We start from the raw sequence: 229 nt of genomic DNA, 5'->3' as shown, positions 1-229 counted from the left end.
ATTGGTGCCTTGTCCTTACGCTTGTAGATCAAGTCAACGTCTTCTTTGGTAGGACGATCTGGACCAGCAGCTGCCCAGAACTTTTCCCAACGAATGAAGAAGTCGTTGTACTTGGAGTTGTCATGGTTCTTCTTGAAGTCTTGGTACATAACCGACTTCTTGGAAATGTGGTTGATCATGAAGTCAAACATCAGGTAGTATTCTTCACCCAATGCTTCAACGTCAGCCC

1 protein-coding gene is annotated in these 229 nt (G+C 45.0%); it reads right to left on the bottom strand.

The window, feature by feature from the left end; genetic code table 11:
* The coding region (locus tag LJE08_RS14585) for a hypothetical protein (RefSeq protein ID WP_370633288.1) at positions 1-229 on the bottom strand (229 nt) is incomplete at both ends.

Source organism: Holdemanella sp. DFI.5.55 (assembly GCF_020593575.1).
In the GTDB taxonomy this organism is placed as follows: Bacteria; Bacillota_I; Bacilli_A; order Erysipelotrichales; family Erysipelotrichaceae; genus Holdemanella; species Holdemanella hominis.
The sequence above is the reverse complement of the archived record's forward strand: the minus strand, read 5'-3'. Positions and strand labels throughout refer to the sequence as shown.